The 19,119-nt window shown below is 76.4% G+C and carries 15 protein-coding genes; 4 read left to right on the top strand and 11 right to left on the bottom strand.

What is annotated here, in order from left to right; translation table 11 throughout:
* Positions 1 to 51 precede the first annotated feature (51 nt).
* Entirely contained in the window at positions 52 to 444 is a 393-nt protein-coding gene (locus EV188_RS16495) for a DoxX family protein (protein WP_133827372.1), read from the bottom strand.
* 189 nt (positions 445 to 633) lie between these two features.
* Between EV188_RS16495 and EV188_RS16490 the strand changes: the two genes are divergently transcribed.
* Positions 634 to 2,373 carry a gamma-glutamyltransferase family protein gene (locus tag EV188_RS16490; RefSeq protein WP_133827749.1) on the top strand — a complete coding sequence of 580 codons (1,740 nt, stop codon included), beginning with the start codon at positions 634 to 636 and terminating at the stop codon, positions 2,371 to 2,373.
* A gap of 43 nt (positions 2,374 to 2,416) precedes the next feature.
* The gene (locus EV188_RS16485) at positions 2,417 to 2,782 is read left to right on the top strand and encodes a DoxX family protein (RefSeq protein ID WP_133827371.1); all 366 of its coding nucleotides are present in this window, start codon (positions 2,417 to 2,419) and stop codon (positions 2,780 to 2,782) included.
* A 146-nt stretch (positions 2,783 to 2,928) separates the two neighbouring features.
* Here EV188_RS16485 and EV188_RS16480 read toward each other — a convergent pair whose 3' ends face one another.
* The 3 genes from EV188_RS16480 to EV188_RS16470 are packed head-to-tail and all read right to left on the bottom strand — an operon-like array spanning position 2,929 to position 10,662.
* Entirely contained in the window at positions 2,929 to 3,918 is a 990-nt protein-coding gene (locus tag EV188_RS16480; protein ID WP_133827370.1) for a pirin family protein, read from the bottom strand.
* A gap of 19 nt (positions 3,919 to 3,937) precedes the next feature.
* Positions 3,938 to 7,420 carry an ATP-dependent helicase gene (locus EV188_RS16475; RefSeq protein ID WP_243741752.1) on the bottom strand — a complete coding sequence of 1,161 codons (3,483 nt, stop codon included), beginning with the start codon at positions 7,418 to 7,420 and terminating at the stop codon, positions 3,938 to 3,940.
* A complete protein-coding gene (locus EV188_RS16470) occupies positions 7,417 to 10,662 on the bottom strand; it encodes an ATP-dependent helicase (protein ID WP_243741751.1) in 3,246 nt (1,081 codons plus the stop codon). Before EV188_RS16470 ends, EV188_RS16475 begins: the two co-directional genes overlap by 4 nt.
* 256 nt (positions 10,663 to 10,918) lie before the next feature.
* Here EV188_RS16470 and EV188_RS16465 point away from each other — a divergent pair, with 256 nt between their 5' ends.
* Positions 10,919 to 11,218 (top strand): MGMT family protein, encoded by a 300-nt coding sequence (locus tag EV188_RS16465; protein WP_208114229.1) that lies wholly within the window; start codon positions 10,919 to 10,921, stop codon positions 11,216 to 11,218.
* Positions 11,219 to 11,402: 184 nt separating this feature from the next.
* Here EV188_RS16465 and EV188_RS16460 read toward each other — a convergent pair whose 3' ends face one another.
* The 6 genes from EV188_RS16460 to EV188_RS16435 form a co-directional block, all read right to left on the bottom strand.
* Positions 11,403 to 12,497, bottom strand: a complete 1,095-nt coding sequence (locus EV188_RS16460; protein ID WP_133827367.1) for an MSMEG_0565 family glycosyltransferase — start codon at positions 12,495 to 12,497, stop codon at positions 11,403 to 11,405.
* Between the two features lies 1 nt (position 12,498).
* Complete coding sequence (locus tag EV188_RS16455) at positions 12,499 to 13,338, bottom strand: carbon-nitrogen hydrolase family protein (RefSeq protein ID WP_133827366.1); 840 nt, start codon at positions 13,336 to 13,338, stop codon at positions 12,499 to 12,501.
* 8 nt (positions 13,339 to 13,346) lie between these two features.
* Positions 13,347 to 14,231 carry a carbon-nitrogen hydrolase family protein gene (locus EV188_RS16450; RefSeq protein WP_133827365.1) on the bottom strand — a complete coding sequence of 295 codons (885 nt, stop codon included), beginning with the start codon at positions 14,229 to 14,231 and terminating at the stop codon, positions 13,347 to 13,349.
* Positions 14,228 to 15,700 carry an MSMEG_0567/sll0787 family protein gene (locus EV188_RS16445; protein ID WP_133827364.1) on the bottom strand — a complete coding sequence of 491 codons (1,473 nt, stop codon included), beginning with the start codon at positions 15,698 to 15,700 and terminating at the stop codon, positions 14,228 to 14,230. Before EV188_RS16445 ends, EV188_RS16450 begins: the two co-directional genes overlap by 4 nt.
* A 5-nt stretch (positions 15,701 to 15,705) precedes the next feature.
* Positions 15,706 to 16,803, bottom strand: a complete 1,098-nt coding sequence (locus tag EV188_RS16440) for an MSMEG_0568 family radical SAM protein (RefSeq protein ID WP_133827363.1) — start codon at positions 16,801 to 16,803, stop codon at positions 15,706 to 15,708.
* Between the two features lie 73 nt (positions 16,804 to 16,876).
* Positions 16,877 to 17,395 (bottom strand): MSMEG_0572/Sll0783 family nitrogen starvation response protein, encoded by a 519-nt coding sequence (locus EV188_RS16435; protein WP_133827362.1) that lies wholly within the window; start codon positions 17,393 to 17,395, stop codon positions 16,877 to 16,879.
* A gap of 354 nt (positions 17,396 to 17,749) precedes the next feature.
* Between EV188_RS16435 and EV188_RS16430 the strand changes: the two genes are divergently transcribed.
* Positions 17,750 to 18,754: a hypothetical protein gene (locus tag EV188_RS16430; protein WP_133827361.1), complete on the top strand. Its 1,005-nt coding sequence runs from the start codon at positions 17,750 to 17,752 to the stop codon at positions 18,752 to 18,754.
* Between the two features lie 76 nt (positions 18,755 to 18,830).
* Here EV188_RS16430 and EV188_RS16425 read toward each other — a convergent pair whose 3' ends face one another.
* The gene (locus tag EV188_RS16425; RefSeq protein ID WP_133827360.1) at positions 18,831 to 19,091 is read right to left on the bottom strand and encodes a hypothetical protein; all 261 of its coding nucleotides are present in this window, start codon (positions 19,089 to 19,091) and stop codon (positions 18,831 to 18,833) included.
* Between the last annotated feature and the right edge of the window lie 28 nt (positions 19,092 to 19,119).

The following is a 19,119-nucleotide window of genomic DNA, read 5'->3' as shown; positions in this document are numbered from 1 at the left end:
GACACCACACCGCCCCGCCACCGTGGACGGTGACGGGGCGGGAAGTCTTGGCTACCGGCGGGGGACGATCTCCCCGCGCCGCACCCACGCCACGACGCCGAGCAGGATGCCGAGGATCACCGGCGTGTACCAGAAGCCCTCGGAGAGGAAGAACAGCTGCGCGCCGGTGGCGCCGACCATGAGGGCCACGAGGCACGACGCCGCGAGCCCGGCGAGGCGGGGCACCAGCAGGCCGATGCCGCCGGCGACCTCGAGCACGCCGACGACGACGCGCAGCCACTGACCGGTCCCCAGGTCCGAGAAGATCTGCACCGCGTAGGCCTCGCCGAACAGCTTCGGCGCCCCGGACCCGACGATGAACATCAGCCCGAGCAGGACCTGCAGCGTCCACAGGGCGACCGTGGCGGGGCGGGTGCGGGACGGAGCGGTCAGCTGGGCGGTCATCGGGTCCTCCTGGCTCGGGGTATCGAGGAGAAGCCTGGCGGAGTCATAGTCCTACGTCAATACTTTCTCGTTGCTGTCTCGTACTTGCACCGACCGTGAGCGGTCGGCTTCGCTGCGGTGGTGACGCCCGCAGGCTGGACCGCCCCTCCGGAGTTCACGACGCGCCCGGTGCTCGAGGGCACCGTCGGGATGGCGGCGGCGACGCACTGGGCGGCCGCGGCCACGGCGATGGGCGTCCTGGAGCGCGGCGGCACCGCGTTCGACGGCGCCGTGGCGGCCGCGTTCGTCCTGCACGTCACCGAGCCGCACCTCAACGGCCCGGGCGGCGACATGACCGCGATCTTCGCGACCGCCGACGACCCGACGCCGCGGGTGCTCGACGGGCAGGGCCCGGCCCCGGCCGGCGCGTCCGCGGCCGCCTACCGGGCCGAGGGGCTGGACCGGGTGCCGGGCTCCGGCGCGCTGGCGGCGGCGATCCCGGGCGCCGTGGACGCCTGGTTCCTGCTGCTGCGCGACCACGGGACGTGGGAGGTCGGCGACGTCCTCGCCCCGGCGATCGGCTACGCCCGCGACGGCGTGCCCGCCGTGCCCCGTCTGGCCTCGACCGTCGCCGCCGTCGCCGACCTCTTCCGTGAGCACTGGCCGACCTCCGCGGCGCTGTGGCTGCCGGGCGGGCGGCCGCCGCGCCCCGGCGACGTCGTCCGCAACCCGGCCTGGGCCGACACCCTCGAGCGACTGGCCGCGGCCGCGCAGGGACCCGACCGCGGGGCCCGCGTCGACGCCGTGCGCACCGTCTGGGGCGAGGGGTTCGTGGCGCAGGCCGCGGCCGCCGCCGTCCGCACGCCGCACCGGCACTCGTCGGGCACCGACCACGCGGGCGTGCTCACCGTCGCCGACACGGCGGGCTACCGGGCGCGGACGTGCGACGCGGTCGTCGGCTCGTTCCGCGGGTGGCGTGTCGCCAAGACCCCGGCGTGGGGTCAGGGCCCGGGGCTGCTCGCGGCGCTCGCGGTGCTCGAGGGGTTCGACGACGCCGACCTCGACCCCGCCGGCGACCCGGGCGCGCACCTCGTGCTCGAGGCGGTCAAGCTCGCGCACGCCGACCGGGAGGCGTGGTTCGGCGAGTCGGCGGACCTCCTCGACGTCGCCGACCTCCTCGCCCCCGACTACGTCGCCGGCCGCCGTGCCCTCATCTCCGACGCCGCCTCGCCCGACCTGCGCCCCGGGCGCCTCGGCGGCCGCGACCCCGTGCTGGCGGAGCTCGCGCTGTCCGGGGCGGGCGCGGCCGCCACCGCCGACGGCACCATCGGCGAGCCCACCGTCACCCTCGCCGGCGAGACGAAGGGCGACACCTGCCACCTCGACGTCGTCGACCGCGCCGGCAACATCGTCTCGGCGACCCCGTCCGGCGGGTGGCTGCAGTCGTCCCCGGCGATCCCCGAGCTGGGGTTCGCGCTCGGCACGCGGCTGCAGATGACCTGGCTGCAGGAGGGCCTGCCGTCGACGCTGACGCCCGGCCGCAAGCCGCGCACCACGCTGACGCCGACGCTCGTGCTCGACGACGACGGCCCCGTCGCCGCGCTCGGCACGCCCGGCGGCGACCAGCAGGACCAGTGGCAGCTGCTCTACCTGCTGCGCACGCTCGTCGGCGGCTACGACCCGCAGCAGGCCATCGACGCGCCGGCCCTGCACACGACGTCGTCGCCCAGCTCGTTCTGGCCGCGCGGCCGCGAACCCGCGGGCGCCGTGGTCGAGGACCGGATGCCCGCCGACGTGATCGACGCGCTGGAGCGTCGCGGCCACCGCGTGACCCGCAGCGGGCCGTGGTCGCTCGGGCGGCTGTCGGCGGTCGGCATCGATCGGACCCGCGGTCTGCGGTGGGCCGCGGCGAACCCGCGGGGGATCCAGGGGTACGCGGTCGGGCGGTGACCCGGCCCGGCGGTGATCACGCTGCTCTGTCAGGGTGCGGACCATGATCCCTACGCGTCCGGCCGTGCTGGCGGGTGGCCTGGTGACCATGGGCGTGCTGCACGGCGTCGCGCCGGCGCCGTTCGACACGATCGTCCCGCCGTGGCTGCCGGGGTCGGCGCGGTTCTGGACCTACGCGAGCGGCGTCGCCGAGCTCGCGGTCGGCGCGGCGGTCGCGGTGCCGAAGACCCGGCGCCTCGGGGCGCTGGCCGCCGCGGGATTGTTCGTCGCGGTGTTCCCGGCGAACGTGCAGATGGCCTGGGACTGGCGGCGGCGCGCCTGGCCGTGGCGCGCGGTGGCCTTCGGGCGCCTGCCCCTGCAGGCGCCGATGATCGCGCAGGCGCTCCAGGTGCACCGCGAGGCCGGCTGAACGCCGGCCCCGCGGGCACCCACCCCGACTCCCCCCAGCCCCCCGCGTCCCGGCACCCCTGGCCGCGTGGCTTGCTTCGACGGTAGCCAGCTACCGAGAGTGCAACAAGAGCGACTCACGTGGTCGGATCGTCACTCTCGGTGCACTTAAGTCGGGTTGCCGCGGGGCCGGATGGTCGCCTGCGGCAGGGCCGGCGCCGGCAGGCGGGCGTCCGCGCCGGTCCGGCCCTCGCGGCCCACGTAGCCGCCGACCTCGCCGAACTGCTCGCTGCGGGCCTCCCACGCGGCGCGGAACGCGGCGATCTCGTCGTGGGTGCGGCCGACGAAGTTCCACCACATGACGATCTGCTCGCCGAACGGCGGGCCGCCCAGCAGGACGAGGCGGGCGGGCTCGGCACCGGCGGTGATCTCGATCGTCGTCGGGCCCGGCGGGAGGCACCCCAGCTCGCCGGGCTCGAGCTCCTGGCCCTGCAGGGTCACCCGCCCCCGGTCGACGAGCAGGCCGTGCTCGAAGGCCTGGTCGACGGCGAGCGCCACCCGCGCGCCGGGCTCGAGCAGGATCTCCGCCCCGAGCAGCGGCGTCGCCGTGGCCACCGGGGACGTCGACCCGGCGAGCGTGCCGAGGAAGACGCGGGCCGTGCCGCCGCCGTCGATCGTCACCGGCTCGGGGGCGTGGTGGGCGAAGTCGCGCGGCCCGTCGCGGGCGTCCTCGGGCAGCGCGACCCAGAGCTGCACCCCGTGCAGGACGGTGGTGTCCGGGGTGCTGACCTCGGAGTGCGCGATGCCGCGGCCCGCCGTCATGAGGTTGAGCTCGCCGGGGCGCACCCGCGCGTGCACCCCGAGGCTGTCGCGGTGCTCGACCTCGCCGGTGAACAGCCAGCTCACCGTGGCGAGCCCCGTGTGCGGGTGCGGCGGGACGTCCATCCCGCCCGAGGCGACCGTGTCGTCGGGGCCGTAGTGGTCGACGAAGCACCAGGCGCCGATCAGCGAGCGCCGGCGCTGCGGCAGCGTGCGGCGCACGGTCATCGCCCGCGGGCCGCCGAGCGGCACCTCGCGCGGCGTCAGGACCTCGACGGCGGTGTCGGTGCCGCCGGGCGTGCAGGCGACCTCGCGCGGCGCCGTCTCCGTGTTGCTCACTCCTCGATTCTGCGCCTGCTCACCGCGGGTCGAGGTCGACGTCCGGGGGCGGGCCGTCGTCGCGGTCGGGATCGACGTCGTCGTCGTCCGGGGAGGCGCCGAGCGGCGGCGGCTCCGGGTCGCCCTCGGGCACCCGCTCCTCCTCGGGCACGGCGGCGACGAGGGCGCGCAGGCCGGCGGCGTCGAGCAGGTCGGCCGGGGCCTTCGTCTCGTCGAACCGGACGTAGTGCAGCGCCGCCCGGACCTTCTCGATCGGGATCCCGGACAGCGACGACCACGCCAGCCGGTAGGCCGCGAGCTGCACCGCGAGCGCCGGGAGCGCCTCGTCGCGCGGCAGCCCGCCGGTCTTCCAGTCGACGACGGTGGCGCCCCCGTCGGGGTCGGCGAAGACGGCGTCGATGCGGCCGCGGACGAGCGTGCCCGCGACCTCGGTCTCGAACGGCACCTCGACCGCGACCGGCGTGCGGTTCGCCCAGCGGCTCGCGGTGAACCGTTCGCGCAGCTCGGCGGCGTCCGCCGCGCCGGCGGGGTCGGCCGCGGCGTCGGCGTCCTCGTCGGCGGCGCCGGGCAGCTCGTCGAACTCCAGCAGCTCGGTGGCCGAGAACCAGCGCTCCAGCCAGGCGTGGAACTCGGTGCCGCGCCGGGCGCGAGGATCGGGCGCGCGGGGCACCGGCCGGCGCAGGCGGCGGGCCAGCGCGGCCGGGTCGGCGGCGAGGTCGACGAGCTGGCTGACCGAGAGCTGCGGGGGCAGCAGCACGCGCGCGTGCCGGTCGCGGGCCGCGGCGCGCTCGGCGAGCAGGACCTCGATGTCGGCGGCCCAGCCCTCGGGGTCGGCGGTCTCGGCGGTGTCCTCTGTCCCGGCCGATGTCGCGGTCTCTGCCGGCGCGGCGGTCTCGGCCGGCTCGGCGTGCCGTCTCCGCCGCGCGGCGCGCACCAGCGCCGCGCCGTCGTCGACCGCCGCGCGCCGGTGGCCGAGCGGGTCGATCGGCCAGGCCGCCTCGTGGACGGCGGCGGCCATCGGGTTGGCCTCGCCCTCCTCGGGCGGCTCGGTCCAGACGTCGACGACCCCGCCGCGTCCCGCCGCGACCAGCTCGCCCACCTCCGTGAGCAGCTCGGACGGGCCGCGCGGGGTGTCGCCGGTGTCGCCCCACCAGTGCCCGGAGACCAGCAGCGTGCGCTCGGAACGGGTCAGCGCCACGTAGAACAGGCGGCGTTCCTCGACGAGTCGGCGGTCGTCGAACGCGCGCTCGTGGCCGTCGAGGCGCTCCTGGATCTCCTTGCGGTCGGCGGCGCCGTCGAGGTCGAGCTCGGGGAGGTCGGGCCGGTCGCCGCGCAGGTGGACGGGCAGCGACGCGACCGACGTCAGCCACGACCCCGAGCGCTTGGACGCCGGGAACACCTTGTCGACGACGTGCGGCAGCGCCACGAGCTCCCACTCGAGGCCCTTGGCGGCGTGGACGGTGAGCACCTGCACGCGGGTGCCGCCGGTCGCCGGGTCGGCGACGTCGACCTCGCCGGGCGTCAGGCCGTCCTCGGCGTCCTCGGCCGCGTCGAGGTAGGCGAGCAGGGCGGCCGTCGCCGTCCCGCCGCCGGATGCCGCGGCGCCGGAGGAGAAGTCGGCGACGACCTCGGCGAACGCGTCGAGGTGCGCGCGCCCGGTCGGCCCGGGGCGCGCCGCGGTCTCGACGTCGAGCAGGAGCACGCGCTCCACGTCGGCGACGAGGTCGACCAGCGGCGCGGTGACCCGGCGCCGCAGCATCGCGAGCTCGCGCGCGAGGTGCTGGAGGCGCTCGAAGCCGGCGGCCGAGTAGCGCGCGGCCGGGCCGGGGTCGTCGAGCGCGTCGACCAGGCCCGCCCGCTCGGCGTGCTCGCCGGGCAGGGCGGCGGCGACCGGGTCGGGCACGGCGTCGCTGACGGTCGCGGGGTGCTCGGCGGGGGCGGCCAGTTCGCGCGCCCGGCGCCACAGCGCGGCGAGGTCGGCGCCGCCGATGCGCCAGCGCGCGCCCGTGAGCAGGCGGATCGCCGCCCCGCCGGCCAGCGGGTCGACCACCAGGCGCAGCGCCGACACCACGTCGCGGACCTCGGGCTCGTCGAGCAGCCCGCCCAGCCCGACGACCTCGACGGGCAGGTCGCGGGCGCGCAGCGCGGCGGCGAGCGCGCTCATGTCGGCGCGGCGGCGGACCAGCACCGCGGAGGTGGGCGGCTCGACGCCCGCGTCGGCGGCGGCGCGCCAGCGGTCGGCGACGGCGTCGGCGATCCACGCGCGCTCGACCTCGACGTCGGGGTGCAGCGCGACCCGGACGTCGCCCGCGGGCGCGCCGGGCCGGGGCCGCAGCTCGTCGACCGGGACACCGGTCGCGCGCAGCGGCTCGGCGATCCCGTTGGCCAGCGCGAGCACCTCGGGTGGGTTGCGAAAGCTGGTCAGCAGGCCGTGGCGGGCGGCGGCCACCCAGTCGCCGCTCCCGTCCACGCGGGGGAAGTCGGTGACGAAGCGCGGGAGGTTGGCCGCGCTCGCCCCGCGCCAGCCGTAGATCGACTGGAAGGGGTCGCCGACCGCGGTGACCGTGGTGTCCTCCTCGCCCGCGAACAGCGAGCGCAGCAGGACCCGCTGGGCGTGCCCGGTGTCCTGGTACTCGTCGAGCAGCACCGCGCGGAACGCCTCGCGCTCGGCGGCCCCGACCTCCTCGTGTCCCTCGGCGAGGCGCGCGGCCGCGGCCATCTGGTCGGCGAAGTCGAGGCAGCGCTCGGCGCGCTTGCGCGCGGCCAGCTCCTCGACCAGCGGCAGCAGCGCCGCCCGGAAGCGCTGGGCGGCGACCTTGGTGACGAGGGTCTGGGGGAGCGCCGCCTTCTGGCCTTTCGCGCGGGGCGCGTCCTCGACCGCGCGGGCGAAGCGCTCGGCGTGGACCCGCAGGACCTCGGCGTCGGCGAGGTGCTCGCCGAGCTCGCCGGCCAGGGCCTGGACCAGCGCCGTGACGGTGGCGGGCACGCGGTCGGTGTCGAGGTCGGCGGCCCAGGTGGACACGATGCGGTGGGCGAGCTGCCAGGACGCGGTGGGCGAGAGCAGGCGCGCGCCGGGGTCGACGGGCAGGCGCAGCCCGTGCTCGGTGAGCAGGCGGCCCGCGTAGGCGTGGTAGGTCGAGATCGTGGGCTCGCCGGCGCGGGCGGCGAGGCGCCGGTCGCCGGAGGGGTCGAGCTCGTCGAGCAGCGTGGACGCGCCGAGCACGCGCAACCGGCGCCGCACCCGGTCGGCGAGCTGCCCGGCGGCCTTGCGGGTGAAGGTCAGGCCCAGGACCTGCTCGGGGCGCACCAGGCCGTTGGCCACCAGCCACACCACGCGCGCGGCCATCGTCTCGGTCTTGCCGGACCCGGCCCCGGCGGTGACCAGCGCGGGCTCCCACCGCGCGCCGATCACGGCGGCCTGCTCCTCAGTGGGTCGGCGCAGGCCGAGGCGTTCGGCGAGCTCGACGGGGTCGATGAGCTCCGGGGGCGCCACGATCGTCACGGGACCTGCCTCCCCGAGACGTGCACCGGGCAGGCGGTGCGCACCGGGCAGCGCGGGCAGGCGTCGTTCTCGCGGCCGACGAACAGCGGGCCCTCGGTGGCGCGGGCGGCGGCGCGGACGTGGTCGCGCCACTCGGCCAGGCCCTCGTCGTCGAGCGGTTCCTGGGCGCGCTCCTTGGCCGCGGTGCCGGCGCGGGAGAGGTAGACGAGCCGTGCGCCGCCCGGCGCGGTGCGCGCCGCGGTGTGGTCGGGACCGGCGAGGGTCTCGGCGAACGCGCCGAGGGCGGTGGCGAGCTGGTAGACCGCGAGCTGCGGGTGGGCCTCGGCGTCGGCCTTGGAGATCGGGGTCTTGCCCGTCTTCACGTCGATGATGACCGGGCGGCCGCGGGTGTCGATCTCGAGCCGGTCGACCCGCCCGCGCACGCGGACGCCCTCGGCCACGTCGACCTCCAGGGCGCGCTCGACCGCGGCCTCGGTGAGCTGGGCGCGCGTCTGCTCCCGCCAGGTCAGGAAGCTGCCCAGCATGCGGCGGGTGTTGGCGAGCTCGCGGCGCGAGAACCACGGGGCGCCCGCGTCGACCGACGCCCACGCGACGTCGAGCGCCTCCTCGAGCTCGCGGGCCTCGGCGCCCTCGGCGGCGCGCTGGACCAGGGCGTGGACGAGCGAGCCGGTGACCGAGGCCAGCGAGTCGGTGTCGTCGCCGCCATGGGTCTGCAGCGCCCAGCGCAGCGGGCAGGTCAGGATCGTCTCGACGGCGCTGGGGCTGACCGCGACCGGACCCGGCGGGCGCAGCGGCGCTTCGGTGGACGGCGCGAGCAGGCCGTACCACTCGTCGGGATCGGCGCCCGGGACGCCGGCGTCGGCGAGGCGGGCGAGGCCGTCGGCGGCGCGCTCGCGCTGCGCGGGGTCGGCGTCGGGATCGGTGACGGCCCGGCGCAGCTCGCCGACCAGCTCGGCGAGCACCAGCGCGCGCCCGGGGCGGCTGCGCGGGCGGTTGGCCTCCGCCGGGTCGTCGGTGGCGGGCCCGCCGTCGACGTCGTCGAGGAAGCGCGACGGCGTGATGTCCTCGGCCTCGACGGCGCTGACGTGCACCGCGCGCCGCGCCCGCGAGAGCGCCACCGCGAAGAGCCGGCGCTCCTCGGCGAGCAGGGGCGCCTGCGCGGAGACGGCCGGGTCGTCGGGGACGCCGGCGAGGACGTCGACGAGCCGCTCGACCCCGAGCAGCGTGCCGCGGCGTCGCAGGTCGGGCCAGGTGCCCTCCTGCACGTCGGGGACGACGACCACGTCCCACTCGCGCCCGCGCGCGGCGTGGGCGGTGAGCACCGCGACGGCCTCGCCGTCGGGGGCGCGGGGGGCGAGCGTGTCGGCGCGGATCCGCTGGTCGTCGGCCTGCGCGACGAAGCCGGCGACGGTGCCGCCGGGCAGGTCCTCGACGAACCGGGCGGCGCGCTCGACGAGGGCGACGACGGCGTCGAGGTCGCGGTCGGCCTGCGCGCCGGTGACCCCGCCGCGCTCGCTGGCCGCCACCCAGCGCCGTTGCAGGCCGCTGCGCTCCCACACCGCCCAGAGCACGTCGGGCACCGAGGCGCCGGCGTCGATGGCCGTCGCGGCGGCCGTGAGGAGCTCGCCGACCCGGCCCAGCGGCGCGGCCTCCGACGGGCTGAGCAGCGCGAGGGGGTTCTTCTCCCGGTGCACGTGGTCGAGCAGGGCGTCGACGATGAGCGCATCGCTCGGGGTGTCGGCCGCGCCGCCGCCGGCCTCGTGGCGGCGCAGCAGCCCGCGGCGCAGCCGGCGCACGGCCAGCGGGTCGGCCCCGCCGAGCGGGGAGGCGAGCAGGGTGAGCGCGGTGTCGGCGTCGAGGCGCTGGGGGTCGGCGGCGCAGCGCAGAACGGTGAGCAGCGGGGCGACGGCGGGCAGCGCGGCGAGCGGGGTGTCGTCGGCCGGCACGGCGAGCGGGACGCCGGCGGCGAGCAGCGCGCGGCGCAGCGGCGGCAGGGACAGCGACACGCTGCGCACGAGGACAGCCATGCGCGACCAGGGCACGCCGTCGGTGAGGTGGGCGCGGCGCAGTCGGTCGGCGACCGCGGCCGCCTGGCGCCCGGCGGTGGCGTACACGTCGACGGTGACGCGGCCGTCCTCGTCGTCCTCCTCCTGCGGGGCGCGCCGGGTGCGTCCCGGGCCGGCGCCGGGCAGCGCGGCGACGACGCGGGCGACGGCGTCGCGCAGCGCGGGGCGGCTGCGGTGGTCGACGGGCAGGACGACGGTGGCGAGGCCGCCGGGGTCGGCGTCGCGCAGCAGGGCCGGGTCGGCGCCGCGGAAGCCGAGGACCGACGAGTCGGGGTCGCCGGCGAGCACCCAGTCGTCGGCGGCGGCACCGAGCGCGCGGGCGAGCTCGATCTGCTGGGGGTCCATGTCCTGGACGTCGTCGACGACGAGGTGGCGGACCGCGGCGCGCTCGGCCTCGAGGAGGTCGGGGTCGGTGACGAAGGCGTCGAGGACGGCGGCGACGAGCTCGGCCGCGTCGAGAGGCGGGGCGCTCGCGAGGGGGTTGGCGGAGCCCGCGGCCGCGCGCAGCAGCGTGACCTCCTCGTACGTGCGGTAGAAGCGCCCGGCCGCGATCCAGGCGGGCACGCCGTGGCGCTTGCCGAGGTCGGCGAGCTCCTTGGGCCCGAGGCCGCGCTCGGCGGCGCGCAGGAGCAGGTCGCGCACCTCGCCGGCGAACGCGGGCGCCTCCAGGGCGGGCTGCATGCGCAGAGGCCAGCCCGACGGGACGCCGGCGCCCGCGACCTCGCCGCCGAGCAGCTCGCGCACCATCGCGTCCTGCTGGGCACCGGGCAGCAGGCGCGGCGGCGCCTCGCCCCGGCGCTCGGCGTGGCGGCGCAGGACCGCGAACGCGTACGAGTGGACGCTGCGCACCAGGGGCTCGGCGACCGCGCCCGCCGGCCGGTCGGCGTCGTCGAGGGCCCGTCGCCGCGCGGCGATCCGCTCGCGGAGGGCGGCGGCCGCGCGCCGGTCGCCGACGAGCACGAGGGGACGGGCGTCGGGCTGGGCGTGGAGCAGGCGCGCGACCCGCTCGGCGAGCAGCGTCGTCTTGCCGGTGCCGGGCCCGCCGAGCACGCGCAGGAAGCCCGCGTCGTGCTCGAGGACCCGCCGCGCGGCGTCGTCGAGCACCAGCTCGCCCGGCACCCACGCCGCGGCGCGGCGGAGCTCGGGCGCGCGGTCGGCACTCGGCGAGGCGGTCACGCTCACCACTCCACCACGTCCCCCCGACAAGGGCGTGGAGGTGGGTGGCGGCGGCGCACACGGGGTGTGCGAGCGATGCGGCATCGCTGGCGTCTGGAACCAGAATCGCCACATCCTCGCTCGCGCGACACGCCGTGGAGCGAGCCGAGGGTGTTTCAGCGTGGCGGCCATGCTGACGTTGAACGTCAGAAAAGCCGCCACGATCACCGCGCTCCCGGCTCCCGGACCGGGTGTCGCTCGTGCTGGACTCAGCGGCGTGGACGAGGACCGGCACGAGCGGATCCGCGCGGCGGTGGCCGCGATCCCCGAGGGGTGCGTGGCGACGTACGGCGACGTCGCTGCCGAGGTGGGCGAGGCGTCGGCGCGCCTGGTCGGCCGCGTGCTGAGCGAGGACGGCTCGGACCTGCCGTGGCACCGCGTCCTGCGCGCCAACGGGTCCAGCGCCCCGCAGATCCTCGACGAGCAGCACGCCCGCCTGCGCGCCGAAGGTGTCGAGATCCGCGACGGTCGCGTCGTCCTCGCGAACCATCGCGTCGCGAGCGGGTGGATTTTCTGACGTTCAGCGGCCGTGTTCCGCCTCCGGCGCGGCAGCTCCGCTTCGCTTCGTGCCGCGGGTGGCCGCCACGCTGACACACCCCGGGCCTCGGCGCGCTCCCCGGCGTGTCGCGCGAGCGAGCATGTGGCGATCCTGGCGTCAGACGCCAGCAAAGCCGCATCGCTCGCACCGGGCCTCGGCCGTTTCAGTCGCTCGGAGCACCACGGCGGTAGAGGGCCAGGTGCGCGTCGGCCGCCGCGTCCCACGTGTGCGCCGCGGCGAGGGCGCGGCCGACGGTCGCGTGGGCCGCGTCGACGTCCGACCCCTCGAGCACCGCGGCGATCTCGCGCGCGAAGCCCTCCGGCCCGTCGGCGAAGCGCGCCGCGCCCGCGAACACCTCGCTCAGCACCGGGAGATCGCGCGTCACGAGCGGGACCCCGGCCGCCAGCGCCTCCATCGCCGCGAGCCCGAAGCCCTCCTTCGTCGACGGGAACGCGAACACCGCCGCGCCCGCGACGAGCCCTGGGAGCTCCTCGTCGGGCACCGGCCCCAGCACCACCGGCTCCACGCCCAGCTCCGCCGCCCGCGCGAAGACCTCCTCGCGGTAGGACCGGTAGTCGAACAGCGTGTCCCCGCCCGCGATCACCAGCGGTGCACCGGGAAGCCGCGCCATCGCCGACACCAGCTCCACCGTCCCCTTGCGCGGCTCGATCCCCCCGACGGCGAGCACGTAGCGCCCGTACCGCGCCCGCCACGGCTCGCCCGCACCCGAGGACGCCGCCGACGCGAACCGCGCGGAGTCCACCCCGTTCCCGATCACCGCCGGCGCCCTCCCCCACCCGGCGCGCACCTCGCCCGCCACCGCCTCCGACACGCACACCAGCGAGGCCGGCTCCACGAGGGCCCGCTCGTGGCACGCCGCGAGCTCCGGCGTCGTGAACTGGTCCAGGTGGTGCACCGTGCGCCACAGCGAGCCGTAGCCCCGGGCACGACCCACCGCGTTCGCCGTCAGGCAGTCCTGCGCGTGCACGACGTCGTACTCCCCGGAGAACTCGGAAGCCAGCAGCGCGATCGACCGCAGGATCCGCTCCCCCACCGACTCGCCGTCGATCTCCGGCACCGGCACCAGCCGCACGCTCACCCCGTCGGACACCGACCGGAAGAACCCGGTGTCGCCACCCCGGGCCAACGCCCAGACCGTCACCGAGTGCCCCGCCCGCGCGAACGCCTCGGCCAGCGCGAGCGTGTGCACCACGCCCCCGCGCGGCTTCGTCGAGTACGTCAGCAGGGCGATCCGCACGTCACCACGGCCCGTAGGTGGAAGGCCGGCGCTCCGACAGGTGGTGCAGCACCGAGCGCGCCGCGCCGACGATGCCCGGCAGGTCCACCTCCGCCACCGCCAGCCCGCCCTTCGACCACGTCCGCGCGAGGATCTCCCCGCCCGGCCCGACGATCTTCGCGCGCCCCAGGAAGTGCAGCGCCCCGTGCCGCCCGCTCTGGTTCGACGACAGCCAGACCACCTGGTTCTCCGCCGCCCGCGCCTGGTCGTAGAGGTCGAACAGCCGCGCCTGGCGGTCCTGCGCCATCCGCGGCGCCCGGTTCGTCAGCGACGTCGGCCACGCGGACAGGCAGGCGATGGTCTCGGCGCCGTCGACCGCGAGCGTCCGCGCCGCCTCCGGGAACGTCTTGTCGTGGTCGATGAGCAGGCCCATCCGCCCGAGCGGGGTGTCGAACGCCGCGAACCCGTCGCCGGGCTGGAACAGCGGCGCCACACCGGCCGGGATGTGCACCTTGCGGTGCCGGCCGAGGATGCCGTCGCCCGACAGGCACACGGCCGCGTCGTAGCGCACCGGAGCAGCACCCTCGTCGGAGCCCAGCTCGCTGTACCCCAGGCACACCACCATCTCGCCCGCGATGTCGATCACCGACCGCACCTCGTCGCCGTTCGGCTCGAGCAGCGGCGGCAGGCACTCCTCGTCGGGACGGCGCAGGTCGGTGAGGTACCCGCCGAGCGCCCCGTCGGGCAGCGCGAGCAGCGCCACCCCGGCGTCCCGCGCGTGCGAGACGATCATCTTGATGCGGTCGAGGTCGAACCCGACGTCGCGCGTGAAGTGGGCCGCGGCAGCGGCGAGGCGGACCACCCTCCGGCCTAGCCGGCCCGCGCCGGGACGAGGGGCGTCGACGGCCGCGAGTACGACCGCGGGCGACGGTCCCGCAGGTGCCCCATGAAGCGCCGCGCGGCGTCCACGGCGTCGTCGACGTCGACCGACGCGACGGCCAGACCGGCCTCGGTGCCCGTGGTGTCGAGCACCTCCCCGCCGGGGTCGACGATCTTCGCGCTCGCCACCAGCCGCATGTCGCCGAACGTCCCGGCCTGGTTCGCCGAGACCCAGACGATCTGGTTCTCCAACGCCCGCGCGCGGTCGAAGAGGTCGAAGCGCCGGGTCCAGCGGTCGTCGGCGAGCACCGGCGCCGGGTCGGTCCGCGCTGCCGGCCACGCCGACATGCACACCACGACCCGCGCCCCGTCGACCGCCAGCGCCCGGGCCGCCTCGGGGAACGCCTTGTCGTAACAGATCATCATGCCGAGCCGCCCGATCGGCGTGTCGAAGGCGGCGAAGCGGTCACCGGCGGCGTACGAGGTGTTCTCGTTCAGCGGCTGGTGGACCTTGCGGTGGTGCCCGAGCACGCCGTCGCCGGTCACCGCGACGCAGCTGTTGTACGGCCGCCCGCCCGACGCCTCGTCGCCGCGCTCGCAGAAGCCCGCGGTGACGACGGTGTCGCCGGCCAGCGCGATCAGCCGCCGCACCTCGGGGCCGTCGACCTCCAGCTCCGGGGGGACGTCCACGGGTTCACCCCGCCCGCCCGAGTCGTGCAACGAGGACAGGTACCCGCCGAGCGCGGCCTCGGGCAGCGCGAGCAGGTCGGCGCCCGCGGCCCGCGCCTGCCCGAGCAGCGTGGCGATCGTCGCGAAGTCCTCGTCGAGGTCGCGGCCGAAGCCGGCGGCCGCGGCCGCGAACGTCCTGACGGTCATGGGTGGTTCCCTTCGTCGGTCGCGGCCCGGCCCAGTCCCGTGACGCCGCCCGCGACGGCCTCGGTCAGCTCGCCGTCGGGCCAGCGCAGGGCCACCCCGGGGCTCTCGGTCAGCTCCCCGCACACGGCGCTCGTCGCCGGTCCCGCGGCCGGGGCGGGGGCGCCCGAGTCGTCGGCGGTGAGCAGCGCGAAGCCGGGGAAGCAGGTCAGCCAGTCGGCGACGGTCGCGCCGGCCGGACGGGGCACGGCGGCGACGTCGAGCACCGCGCCGGTGCCCGACGCCTCGGCGAGCATCCCGAGCGTGCCGACGACCCCGGCCATCGAGACGTCCTTGGCCGCCGCCGGGCGGTGGGGCGCGTCGGGCCCGAGCGCCGCGACCATCGCCCGCAGGTCGGCGGGCGCGCGCGTCGACGTCGAGTCCCACTGCCGGCCGGTGTAGCCGGGTCGCCAGGTGCCGCCGAGGTCGGCGGTGAGCCGCACCGCCATGCCCGCCCGCCCGCCCGCGGCGGGGACGGGCGAGGACGTGCGGCCCAGCGCCGTGACGGCGAGCGAGGCGGGCACCTCGAGCTGGGTGTGCCCGCCGATCACCGGGACGCCGTACGCGGCGGCGGCAGCGCGCAGGCCGGTGAGCACGCGGTGGGCGAACGAGGCGTCGCGCGCGCCGACGGCGTCGAGCAGCGCGGTCGGCGCGGCACCCATGGCCGCGAGGTCGTTGACGTTGACGAGCACCCCGCACCACCCGGCCCACTCCGGATCGCGCTCGACCATCGCCGGGAGGATCGCGTCGCAGGCCGCGACGACATCGCTGCCCGGCACCGGCGCCCCGTCGTCGCCGACGTGGAGCCCCGACCCGGCCAGCCCGGCGACGAGCTCGCCGAGCGGGGCCTTGGTCGCGGCGACGAGGTCGGCGAAGCGCCCGACCGGCCACCGCATGTGCACGTGCGGGCGGCCCTTGATCGTCGTGTCGCGGACCCGCTGCCAGCCGAGACGCCGGAAGAGGGTCTCGTTGGCGGCCTGCACGTCGGCCTCGAACCGCAGGACGCCGGCGGCCTCGGCGCGGGCGCAGGCGGCGCGGATCAGTGCCGCGCCCACCCGGGCGCCGGTGCGACGCCGGGCCGTCGGGGCGACGACGAGCCGGCTGCCCGTCCACCAGCCGAGGTCGGGGCGCGCGGCGTCCGGGTCGGCGGGTGCGAGCCGGACGCCGCCGAGCACCTCGCCGGCGCCGTCGCGGGCGACGAGGACGACGGCGCGCGGGTCGTGGTCGTGCTCGTCGAGGTCGCCGGTGACGTCGTCGCGGAACAGGCCCTGCTCGTCGACGAAGACCGCGCGGCGCAGGGCGCGGTGGGCGACGACGTCGGGGTGGCGCCCGTCGATCGCGGGCGCCTCGGCGATCGTGATGTCCCGGGCGGGCCGGCGAGTCCGTCCGCCGAGGATCTCGTCGGCGGCGCCCAGGTCGTCGAGGATCGACATCGTCCTCAGCCCCCCGCCGCGGACAGCGCCGAGCACGCGCCGCACGCCGCGCACCCGGCGGCCTGGTCGGCGCCGCGCATGCCGGCGGCCACCAGGACCTTGGCGACGCGCGCGGTGACCTCGGCGAGCAGCTCCGGGTCGGGCGCGGGGTCGCCGTCGGCGAACGCGAGCGTGCCGGGGATCGGGCGGTAGGGGACGACGAAGGGGTAGACGCCGCGGTCGACGAGCTGGGCGGCGCCGGCGACGAGCTCGTCGGGGTCCTCACCGAGGCCGACGATGAGGTAGGTCGACACGGCGTTCGGGCCGAACAGGCGCACGCTCTCGTCCCAGGCGAGCCAGTACTGGGAGAGCGGGACGCTCGCCTTGCCGGGCATCCAGCGTGCGCGGACGGCGTCGTCGAGGGACTCGACGTGGATGCCGATCGCGTCGGCGCCGGCGTCGTGGAGGTCGGCGATGGCCCCGAGGTCCGACGGGGCGGGCGGCTCGCACTGGACCTGAATGGGCAGGCCGGGCACCGCGGCCTTGATCGCCCGCACGCAGCGGGCGAGGTGGCGGGCGCCGCGGTCACGGCCGTTCGACGTGCCCGTCGTCAGCACCATCTGCCTGACGCCGTCGAGGCGGACCGCGGCCTCGGCGACCTCCGCGAGCTGCTCGGGCGTCTTCACCGCCGTGGTCGCGCCGGTGCGCAGCGACTGCTCGATGGCGCAAAAGCGGCAGCGGTCCGGCTCGTCGTAGCGGACACAGGTCTGCACGACGGTCGTCGCGAGCACGTCGTTGCCGTGCAGGCGGGCGATCTTCTCGTAGGGCACGCCGTCGGCGGTGGTGAGGTCGTAGAACGCGGGGCGGGCGACGGTGTCGACGTCGACGCCGAGGTCGGTGACGCCGCCGTCGGGGCCGGTGCGGACCAGGCGCCCGTCCTTCAGGCGGTAGGGGCTCGCCGGATTGATCGGGATCGTGGTCTTGAGTCCGTCGACGAGGACGTGGCCGTCGGCGGACGGGCCGGCGCCGCCGGGGCGGCGCAGCGGGATGGAGGGGCCGAGGTCGACCGCGACGCCGCGGACGGCCAGTTCGGAGCGGGCGGACAGCCCGGGATCGGACGACACGTGCGGACCTCCAGAGCTCTCGACATGAGGGGACACGGCCCGGCGCGGGTCGCCCCGCGCCGGCCGCGGCACGTCAGAGCTGGTAGGTCGAGTTGATGATCGCGCCCTTGCGGGCGTAGTGGATGAGCGCGTCCTGGACGTCGAGCGGGTGCGTGGGGATGACGCCCTCGATGAGGTCCTCCTCGCGCGCACCGTGCAGCGAGAGGCCGAAGCGGCAGCAGTAGACCTTGCCGCCCTCGCCCATGAACGTCTTGAGCTGGTCGTTGATGTTGTGCTCGCCGGGGAACGCCGAGGTGCCCGTGGTGGGGAAGCCGCGCGTGGCCAGGCAGTTCAGCGAGCCGGGGCCGTAGAAGTACATCGCCGACTCGAAGCCCTTGCGCAGGGCGCGCGTGGCCTGGAGGACGGCGACGAAGCTGACCGACGACTCGTGCGCGATGCCGTGCACGAGCGTGAAGTAGGACTCGCCGTTCTCGGCCTGCAGGTCGGGGAAGACCTTCGTCCCGCCGTAGATGCTCGAGCCCTCGGGCAGCGAGGGGTGCGGGATCTCCTCGAGGCTCTTCTTCTCGACGTCGGAGAGCTCGGTGCTCGTCATGCTGGATCTCCTCGAGTGCTGTTCGTCATCGATGGCGGCGACCGGCGCGACGGCCGGGATGCGGGGGAAGCAGCGGGGTCCTCGCCGACCTCGCGCTGGTGTTGAGCACACCAACCACCGATTTCCGAAGTGTTTCCTCGTGACTACGACGGCGGGTCGTCCTCCGCCCCGTGTTGCGCCGCCGTGACTCGCTCTCGAGGCCCGGGGTGTTCCAGCGTGGCGGCCACGCTGACGTTCAACGTCAGGAAATCCACCAGCTCGTAGGAACAGGGGTTGTCCACATCCTCCGAATGCGTCCACAGGGTTCGGGGCGACGATTCACGCTCCCGGCTCGACGTCGCGCACCGTGGCGACATGCGCAGGGGTGAGTGGGCGGTCGCGCCGGAGCTGTTGTGGGCGGCGAGCCGCGAGGGCGTGATCGCGGTCAGGGAGCTCGAGCTCCTCGGCGTCCCCGAGGGCACCGCCTATCGCCGCTGCCGCGACGGCGAGCCGTGGCAGCGGCTCGGTCCGGGCATCATCGCCCTGCACAACGGCGAGCCGACCTGGCGCCAGACGATGATCGCCGGGCTGCTCCACGCCGGCGACTACTCGATGATCACGGGCCGGGCGGCACTGCGGCTCCACGGCATGCGGAGCGGCCCGGAGCCCGAGCAGGTCCACCTGCTCGTCGCCCACTCCCGCCAGGTCCGCAGTTGGGGGCCCTTCCACGTCGAGCGGACGTCACGCATGCCGCATCCCGAGGAGCGCTGCGGACTACCGGTCGCGCCGCTGACCCGCACGCTCACGGACGAGGCCCGGCTCATGACCGACCCGACGGCGATCGCCGAACTGTTCGCAGAGGCCGTGCGCCGTTACCTGGTCACCCCGCAGGAGCTGCTCGAGGAGCTCGACGCCGGCTGCCGGAAGGGCACCGCCGCGCCACGGGCCGTGCTCCGTGCCCTGCTGGACGGCGTGTGGTCGGGCGCGGAGTTCGACGCTCGCGCGTGGTGGCTCGCCCAGCCGAACCTGCCGCCCGCACGCTTCAACGTCCGCGTGTTCGACCTGTCGGGCCGACCGATCGGCATCGTCGACGTCCTCGTCGAGGAGCTGGGGTTCGCCTGGGAGATCGACTCCGTCGAGCAGCACTTCGCGACGCCCGCCCAGGTCGAGGCCACGGCACGGCGGGCGCGAGCGCTGCGCGCCGTCGGTCTGCACCTCGTGAGCACGCGGCCGTCCCAGCGACGTGACGACCCGGACGGCGTCCTCCAGGACGTCCGTGACGGGCTGGCGGTCGCCGCGGCGCTCCCACCGGCACGGGCGCTGTACGCGGCTCCTCAGATGAGCCAAGACCAACCGGGATCGAGATGGGGGATTTCCTGACGTTCAACGTCAGCGTGGCCGCCACGCTGACACACCCCGTGCGCTCGCCCCGCCCGGGAACACGCCGAGGGGAAGGTCAGCGGACGGTCGGGGTCGAGCCGTCGCCCGTCTCCACACCGCCGGTCGGCGTGGTCGTGTACGTCGTCCCCACCGGACGCGAGCCCGTGCTCACAGCGAGGTTGTTCACCACGCTCGTCAGGAACACCGTGATCGAGGTGCCGACGTCGCCGAGCGTCTCCACACCGTTGCGGGTGGTCGCAGCGGACTGCTGGGGGTTCGAGATGATCGCGAACAGCACAAGGATGATCACGATCGTGCCGATCACGCGGGCGAGCATGGTGACAGCATCACCCTGTTGTGACGCG

This window comes from Actinomycetospora succinea (assembly GCF_004363095.1).
Lineage (GTDB): Bacteria > Actinomycetota > Actinomycetes > Mycobacteriales > Pseudonocardiaceae > Actinomycetospora > Actinomycetospora succinea.
Note: the sequence above shows the minus strand (reverse complement) of the source record. Positions and strands in the feature narration are given on the sequence as shown.